This is a genomic window from Streptomyces violaceorubidus (assembly GCF_000717995.1).
Lineage (GTDB): Bacteria > Actinomycetota > Actinomycetes > Streptomycetales > Streptomycetaceae > Streptomyces > Streptomyces violaceorubidus.
Genome location: NZ_JODM01000067.1, coordinates 1 through 8,906 on the forward strand (window position 1 = coordinate 1; position 8,906 = coordinate 8,906).

Sequence of the window (8,906 nt, forward strand, 5' to 3'; positions counted from 1 at the left end):
ACGGAGCAGATCCCGCCCCGGATTCCTTGCTCGACGAGCTGACCCGTTCGGGTGATCCGCGCGGGCACGGGCTCCCCGGTGACGTGCAGGTGGGGATGGTTTCCGACGACGAGGCGATGAGGGAGGGGCTCAAGAAGTCGCTGGCGGCCGCGCTGGCGAAGACACCTCCGGACATGGAGGACATCAGCAGGCTGGCCCGGGCGCTCGACACCTCGACGTCCGGCGTGAGCCGTGGCGCGGGCGGCGACCAGGACACGGGTGCGGTGCGTCCGCTGCAGGGGGGAGACGCGGTCGCTCCAGCGCCGGCGCACGCCGGCCACACATCTCCCGTCGCGAACGACGACGCAACCGTGGCCGGCGACCACGAGTCGAACTCTGGCGACACGCTCGTCGGGTCGCGAAACGACGACGGCCCGAAGGGCGCGCCAGTGGGCGCCGGGGACGGCGCACTGTCGATGGGAAGAGCGGCTGACGGCACAGAGCCGCGACAGCAGGACCGTGGCCGGACGGTGCCGTCCGTACAGGTGACGAGTCCGGGCGCGAGCACGGCCGGCGCCGAAAGGCACCCACCGCTCCCTGCCGCGCGGAGTACCGCCGAGGCGTCGGACACCGGCGTACCGCGTCCGGGGGAGGCGCAGCCCGGCCGGTACGGTCAGCGGTCCGGGCAGGTGGCCACGGTCTCGTCCGGTGGCCGTCCGGGAGGCGCCCGGCTGGAGAACGGTCCGGCGACGGCGGCGCCGGGTCAGGCGGCTCACGCTCTCGGCTCGTCGCCGGTCCGAAGCTCGGTCAGAAGCCAGGACGAGCCGCACGACGGCGAGGCGTCGGGGTCGGCGCGGCAGCCCCGGGTGGAGCCGCCGGACGGGCGCCGCACGGGCGCTCCCCCGTTCTCCGCCGTGGCGGACGCCGACGCCCCGGTCGGCGGAGCCCCGACGCACAGCGGCCGGCCGGTCGGCGCGTCCAGCGAGCGCACGCAGAGTGACGCTCCTGCCGCAGTGCCAGCCGAGCCCTCCCGGACCGCGCCGCCGACGGAGCGCGGCTCCGCGCGCCGGCCACCGTGGCTCACCGGCGAGCGACTGCCACGTACTCCGGCGGAGACCGTGGCGTGGATCTCGCATCTACCGGACAGCGGTCAGGCACCCGGGGTGCGGGTTTTCATGGCCAGGAGAGCCGAAGCGGGCATACCCGCCACGTCCTCCGGGAACGGCGTAGCCCCCTACGCCATACCGGCTGATCACAGGGCGTCGACGTCGGACAGCACCCAAGCACGCATACACCTGCTCAACTCCTACTACGCCGAGAACCCCGACAGGGTCGGCAGCCGACCGGCGCGCAGCGGCGGAGCGGCCAACACCGGCAGATCCGCGTTGACGAGGCAGTACGGCAACCTTCTGACCCAATTGGCGAAAACGGGTGTCGCCCCTGACGACACCCACCTCCTGCGTGCCTTCCACTGGTTCGGCATCACGATGGAACGGGGGCCCGACGACCGTGGCCGTGAGCGGTACTACGTGCGGGACGATCCGGCCTACCCCGCGCTCCGGGCCTATTACGAGTCCGAACCGTGGCGGCATGGCCAGCTGCCGAGCCTGAGCAGACACAGCAAAGTGGTCACCGACCTGATCGAGCGAGGCGTCGCCATCCGCCGCGGAGTGCGGTCGAGTCTGCCGACGCTCCGTGCGCTCCTCTCGGCCGGATTCTCCTGGGAATTGCGGGGCAGTGCCCCGTCGACTGTCTACCTCGCGCTGCCCGAGGCCGAGCGGATCAAGCAACTCGACGAGTACGTACGAACCGTCGGGCTGGTACCCGGAGAGGTGCCGCCGTACACGGCCGGCACCGAGCGCGTCGAGGGTCTGCCCGCCCGGGTCGGCGACTTCTTCCATCACCTCCAGCACACAGGCATCCCTGCGGACCGGCACCAGCTCATCGGCTGGCTCGACCGGCACGGTTTCGTACTCACCGGTCCGGAGAACGGCCTGCTGCGGCTGCCCGGACCTCCGTACACCAGCGGAGCGGCGCCGCACACGGTGGACAGCCTGCTCACCGCCGCGCTCGGCGACTGGCGGGGCGATTCGGCTGAGCCGGGACGTTCGGCGGCAGCCCCCACCGCGGAGCGGCCGCCCGCTCCCGTGCCCCGGCAGCGCCCGGCCGCAGTGGCAGCGGAGCCGTCGGCCCCCGCTTCGGCCCCGCGAACTCCTCGGCCGAGCCGGGCGGCACAGAGCGCTCCCCCTGCCGGACCCGCGGTCGAGCCCCGGACGCACCCGACGGCTGCCCCCTCCCGACCGCCGTACATGGTGCCCGAGGGAGCGCCGGTCCCGGACCAGACACGGGAGTCCATCGCCATCCTCAACGCCTATTACTCCGAGTTCCCGGAAAGGCTCGGCGAGCAGGCTCCCCGCCTCACCGGGCCGGCAGCGCAGGACGCCGACCGGCAGACCGAGCGACGAGCGGGTGAGCTCTTCGCCCACCTACGGTCGAGGGGCATGGGCCCGGATGACGAATACCTGATCGCCGCGCTCCAGTGGTTCGGCGTCGAGATCACCGAAGAGCAGGACGCTCAGGGGCGTCGGCTGTACCACGTGGCGACCGTGATCAGCCAGGAGACGCTGCGTGCCTACTTCGACGACGCTGGTGGAACACCCGGGGAGATGCCGGGAACGGGACATCAGCACCGGAACGCGCATGTACGTGTGAACACGTTGATCAACCTCGGCCTGGCGATCCGGCGGGCCAACCTTCCCCTCTTCCGGGACATGATCCGCTGGGGATTCGCCTGGGAGCTGCGCGGCAGTGACCCGAAACGGCTCTTCCTCGCCCTTCCGGAGAGCAAGCGGTTGCCCCGACTCGAACAATATCTGCGCACCGGGGTGCTGCGCGACGGGGTGGTCCCGCCGTACACGTCGGGTCCGGATCGGGTCGAGGGTCTCGCCGCCGAGGCAGGTGACTTCTTCCAGCATCTTCGCTACACAGGTATCCCGAGCCATCACCACCGGACCGTGTCCTGGCTCGGCAGCCACGGCTTCGCGCTGGTCCCCGACCCGGTGTCCGCGGGCATGGTGCGGCTGCCCATGGACGGGAGGCTGGCCGATCCCGGACTGCTCTCGGCCGACGGCCTGCTCAGCCACAGGTTCGGGGAATGGCGCACCCCCCGCCTGGTCCCCCCGGTGGAACCCAGGACCCCGGTTGCTCAGGAAGCCTCCCCGGGTGCCTTGACCCCCGCGGCCAGGGAGACGCCCGCACCCCGAGCGGTGGCTTCGGGCTCAGCCGCCGCGTCCGAGGGGGCGGGGAGCGCGCAGGAACCGGTTGTGGTCCCGTATGCCGTACCCGCAGGTGCGGAGGTGACGCCATCGACGGCCGAGCGCATCGGCGTCCTCAACGCGTACTACACGAGCCCGCTGGGACGGTACGGTCAGCAGCCGCCTCGCAGAAGCGACACCGGCGCGCTGGACGAGCGCCAGGTGCGGGCGGAGAGCCTCCTCCGGATTCTCCGGACCAGGGGGTTCAGCCTGAAGGACCACCATCTCATCGCAGCGCTGCGGCACTTCGGTGTCCATGTGATGCAGGGCCGGACTTCGGCCGGGACGCCACGGGCCTTCGCTCTCGCCGAACGCAGACGGGAGATTCTGAAGCGGTACTTCGATGTCGACGGGGGCCTGCCCGGGAGGATTCCGCCGATATCGGGCGACCAGGTGGGCGTCGCACTGCAACTGCGTCAGCTTGTCGGAGCCGGACTCGCCCTCATCCGTTCCAACTATCGCACTATGCTGGCGCTGGAGGACTGGGGCTTCACCTGGGAACTGCGCGGCAGTGACCCGGAACGGCTCTTCCTCGCCCTGCCCGAGGGCGAACGCATCGACCAACTCTCCACCTATGCGCGCCGGTACGGACTGGCACCGGGCGTGGTACCGCCCTATGTGGCGGGCCCGGGACGCGAAGAGGATCTGCCCGCGCGAGTCGGTGACTTCTTCCGTCATCTCCAGTACACGGGCATCCCGGAGGGTCAGACGCGGCTCGCCGCATGGCTCGCCGCCGAGGGATTCCCGCTGACTCCGGTGGAGGTCCGGACCGACGTCGTCATGATGCGCCTGCCCGTACCGGAGCATGCCCTCGACCCCCTCGGGGAGTCCGTCCCGGACGCGATGACCCGGCAGCTGGGCGGCGGTCCGGACGACCCCGAACGACCGTGGATCTGGCAACCCGCGCCGGCTGGCGAGACGTCCACACCCCTGTCGCCGTCACGGCAGACTGCGGAGCAGCCCACCAGTCCCGCACCGGACCTGCCATCGGGGTCCGGCCTCCCGGCCACCGGCGAGCGACCGGAGGCGTTCGCCGATCTCGAAGGCCCGTGGGATCTGCCTCTGACCGCGGTCGACATCCACCTGCTTCGTCACGACGAGCCGCCCCTGGCCCCTGCGGAACGACAGGAGGTGTCCGGCCTCCTTGACACATTGTTCATGGCGGCGTTCTCCGCCGAGGAGCTCACGGACCACTTGGTGCGGGTCGTACGGACGGCCCGCACCGTAAACAGCCTGCGCACTGAGTCCTACGATGCTCCCGAAGTCGGCATCGTCGACATCGGCCGTCTGATGGCCGCGAACCCGCCGCACACGTGGGATGCCCAGATAGCACAGACGTTTCTCGTCACCGGAAGCGACGCGCAGAACCACGATCCGTTCGCCGCGGCCGCGCAGCCCCCGCTGCCGCTGACCGAGTTCCAGGAATCGGTGCCGTGGCACGAGGACCACACCCCACCGGCGTCCTCCGCCCATGTCATGACGCAGATCGACCGCATCGCCGGGGACCGCGGTCTGCTGGTCGGCGAGGTTCCGGGCGACGGAGACTGCCTCTTCAACGCCTTCCTCGTCACGGCCGGACTGCACGACCGGCCGCGTGATCCGGTACGGGACGCGACCGCGCTGCGGGAGGAACTCGCCCGTCATCTGGAGCGGCAGCTACTCGAGGCCGGCGGGGTCTGGGACATGCTCGACCTGAGGCTTCAGGTCTTGCTGGACGGTGCGGAGGTGACACCCGGGCACCGACAGGAACTGCTTGACTTCATCCGACGTCCAGGGGCGTGGAACGAGGATTTCGGGGACTTCGTACTCGAACTGTTGTCGTCGATGTACCGGATACGCGTCGAGGTGCTGCAGTACGTCGAAGCCAGAGTCGACCAGCCCTTCTCCTCCTACTCTGTGGGCCACGACAGCTGGACCGAGTCGATATCCCTGGTGCAGGTCAACCGGGGGCCCGGGCTGGAACACTGGTCACCCACCGCTCCTCAGGTCTCCCCTCAGCGAGTTACTGCGGTGCTCACGCCGGCTCCTGAGACGGCCCCGGAGGCGCGAGGGCGGCCCACGCGCCCACTACCCGCGAGCCACCCCGCGAGGTGGCCCCTGCCCGACGGAGCGCCCGCGAACGAGCGGGGGATGCTCAAGGCGGCGCAGGAATTCGTCATCGCCCACGGGGGCAGCGCGTCGGACATCTCCGACGACGCCCGGATCGCGCTGCACGACGGGACACCACTGGAAGCGCCGCTCGGCCAGTGGGTCCAGCGGGTGGGCGACGGTTACCCGGTCCATGAGCAGACCATGAGACTCCTGCGCGAGCTGGGGATCTTCGGCGCACCGACCTTCCATCCTTACACCGTGCCCGACGGCGAGCGGATCTCGTCTTCGACTGCCCGGCGCATCAAACTGCTCAACGACTTCTACAGCGCCTATCCCCACCTGATCGGGAAGCGCCCCACGATCGGCACGGCGCTGCAGCCCGGAGTGACACCGCTGCAACGGCAGATGTCCAATCTCATGGTCACCTTGGGAAAGTCGGGCGTGCAGCGGCAGGACACTCATCTCGCGGCGGCCCTGCGATGGTTTGCTGGGGACATCCTGGAGCACACCGACAACAACGGCGGAGGTCTCCGCATCCGCCGTCTACCCCGTTCCCATCACCTTAGGGCGGCGCCGCAGACGAGCGGCATATCCGGTGTCATGCCGAGCCGCGCCCAGGGCGGACAGCGGTGGCGGGACTACGTGCGCCGACTCATCAAGCAGGGCATCGCTGTCCGCAAGAGCAACATGCCGACCGTCTACGCCATGACGGCGCGGGGGTTCAACTGGGAGCTGCGCGGAAGCGATCCGTCGCGGCTGTTCCTGGCACTGCCCGAGCGCGAGCGGCTCCAGCAGTTGCGCCGCTACGCGGCTGAGGTTCCGTTGGAGGCAGGCGTGGTCCCGGCCTACTCCTCGGGGCCGGAACGGATCGAGGGCCTGCATGCGCAGGTCGGCGACTTCTTTCGGAATCTGCACTTCACGGGCATCCCTGAAGAGCAGTCGGCGCTGGCCCTATGGCTCACTGAGAACGGATTCGCACTGTCGCGCGTGGAACTCGCGCCGGGCGTAGTCCGGCTACGGTTGCAAGGGCCGGACGATACGCCGCATCCGGAAGGCGAATCCCTCCACCATTTCGTCGCCCGTGTGCTCCGCGACGAACGCCCGACCGGCTACGGTGCGCGGCCGGCACAGACACAGGAGCCGGTTCCGTTCGCACCTCTCGATCTGGGATTCCTGGACGGGATGACGGATCTCGACTTCCTGAATCTTTCAGGGCAGAGCCATGGTGCCCTGGACAGACTCGGCGATGCCTTGGACGGACTCGGGGACCCGAATTTCCTGCTCGCCTCGAATGACCTGGGTGACGTCGACTTCCTGAACGGAACCGGAGACCCGTATGTCCCTGCCGAGGAGAGGGAAGACGAAGACCTGCTGGATCTTCCGGGGCCGGGGCCGGACCTACGACAGTCCGTCTTCCTCGCGCTCACCTCGCCCACCGTCGCGCCTCCCGGTGAGAACGCCTGACCCTGGGGTACCGCGGTGTGCGGGGAGTCAGCTCTGTTCCGGGGAGCCCTCCGGCGTCTCCTACGTCTTCGCCAGCTGGGCGAGCCACAAACCGTTCAGCTGCTCCGCCCACGCGCGGGACATCGTGTCGAGCGACGTGGGGACGCCGGTGCGCACGGCGTTCTCGACCACGACCTCGGTGCCGCCCGTCGAGCGGAGCGCGGAGATCCCGTACGTGCGGTCCTGGCTGAAGGCCCACGGGTTCGAGGTCCTGGACTGCCCGTACGACTTCAGCGGGCAGGGCGACGCCCTGGTCTGCGGCCGGCGTCTGTTCGTGGGCCACGGACAGCGGACCGATTTCCGGGTTCCGGGACTGCTCGGCGAGCTGTACGGGTTCGAGGTCGTCCCCCTGCGGGTCAGCAGCGAGCGCTGCTACCACCTCGACCTGGCGGTGGGGGTGATCGGGCCCGACACGGTGGCCTGGTGCCTTGAGGCGCTCGACCGCCCCAGCGTGGCCGTGCTGAGATCGCTCGATGTGGACGTCATCGAGGTCTCCGTCGAGGAGTCCGCCCGGTTCGCCCTGAACCTGGTCAGCGACGGACGGACCGTCACGATGACGCGCGGCGCCCCCGAACTGGCCGCCAGCTCCGCGAACGCGGGATGACCGTGGTCGAACTCCACACCGACGAGCTGCGCAAGGGGCGGCGGCGTCCGCTGCACGGCACTGACGCTGGACAACGACGTCCCGGCGTGAGGCGTCGCTCGCGTTGGGATCTCCAGGAAAACTGCCCTCCGGAAAGGGTTCTCTCGGTAAAGGAACTTCCCAATCGTGTTGTCAAGCCGCTCCCGTGACGGGAGATGAAGCATGAAAGCACTGTTCGTCACGAAACATCGCCCACAGGACGTTGAGGCGCCGGCGTGCGAGTGCCAGCAGGGCCTGCTTGTGGCTCTTGCCCTCGCTCCGCTTCCGGTCATAGCACGCCTTCGACACGGGGCAGCACTGAAGGCCGACCATGGCCGACAGGTACATGGTTCTCAGCAGACCCCGGTGGTAGCGCCGGGGGCGGCGCACGTTGCCGCTGACGCGTCCGGAGGCGTGTGGTCTGGGGGCCAGGCCGGCGAAGCTGGCCAAGCGGTCGGGGCTGCCGAAGGCGTCCATATCGCCACCGGTCGCGGCGAGGAACTCGGCTCCGAGCTTGGCTCCCATGCCGGGCAGGCTGCGGATTACCTCGGCGTACGGATGCTCGCGAAACTTGGCCTCGATCAGGGCGTCGAGTCGGCGATCTCCTCATCGAGAGCCATCACCCCCTTCGCGAGGCGGACCACCATGGTAGCGGCCAGCTTCTCGCCGGGCAGCGCGGTCTGCTGGGCCTGGGCGGCCTCCGCGGCCGTCTTCGCCAGTGCGGCGGCACCGCGGACTTTGCGGGTTCTTCAGCCACGTCTCGATCCGGCTCGCGCCTGCCCGACGGATCGCGGCCGGGGTCTGGTAACCGGCCAGCAGCCTCACCGGCCCCCGGTTCGTCAGTTCCAGGACCCGTTCCAACGCCGGGAAAATCTGCAGCAGTTGTGCGCGAAGGCGGTTGATCTGCCGGGTCCGGTCGAAGACCGCGTCCAGGCGCCGGGTGGTCAGGGTGCGCAGGTCGACGGCGATCTCGTCGCCCGGTCGCAGCATGCCCATATCGCGTCGGACGCGGGCCTGGTCAGCGATGACGAAGGCGTCCTTCGCGTCGGTCTTGCCCTCGCCGCCCTTGTAGGTGGCCCAGGCACGGTGGACCGCCAGGCCCGTGAGGTAGGCGACCGGCTGGTCGTGGCTGACCAGCAGCCCGATCAACGGCGCCGCACCACCATGGTTAAGGTCCACAGCCCACAGCGCGTCGGCGGATATCTCCGGGACGTCGCCTATCAAGGCGAGCAGTTCATCTCTCGTCGTTCGCGACCCGGCGGGACAGCAGGCGCTTGCCGTCCGAGTTGATCACCACACAGTGAGCGTTTTCAACGTGGCCACTGATCGGGTGACGGCGGTGATGCGAACCCGGGTGCGCAACGGACAGGGCTCCCGTGCCGTTGAGGGAGGTGTTC

Annotated in this window: 2 protein-coding genes and 1 pseudogene; 2 read left to right on the top strand and 1 reads right to left on the bottom strand. The window is 69.6% G+C overall.

The annotated features are described in order from the left end of the window. Window positions 1-26 precede the first annotated feature (26 nt). Together IE94_RS36500 and IE94_RS36505 are read left to right on the top strand one after the other, a co-directional pair. On the top strand, window positions 27-6,848 hold the full coding sequence (locus IE94_RS36500; protein ID WP_157849432.1) for an OTU domain-containing protein: 6,822 nt from the start codon (window positions 27-29) through the stop codon (window positions 6,846-6,848). Between the two features lie 124 nt (window positions 6,849-6,972). Continuing rightward, window positions 6,973-7,491 carry a dimethylarginine dimethylaminohydrolase family protein gene (locus tag IE94_RS36505; protein ID WP_157849433.1) on the top strand — a complete coding sequence of 173 codons (519 nt, stop codon included), beginning with the start codon at window positions 6,973-6,975 and terminating at the stop codon, window positions 7,489-7,491. 171 nt (window positions 7,492-7,662) lie between these two features. On the opposite strand, the pseudogene IE94_RS36510 reads toward IE94_RS36505, so the two are convergent. After that, a pseudogene (locus IE94_RS36510) lies at window positions 7,663-8,836 on the bottom strand (IS110 family RNA-guided transposase). Between the last annotated feature and the right edge of the window lie 70 nt (window positions 8,837-8,906).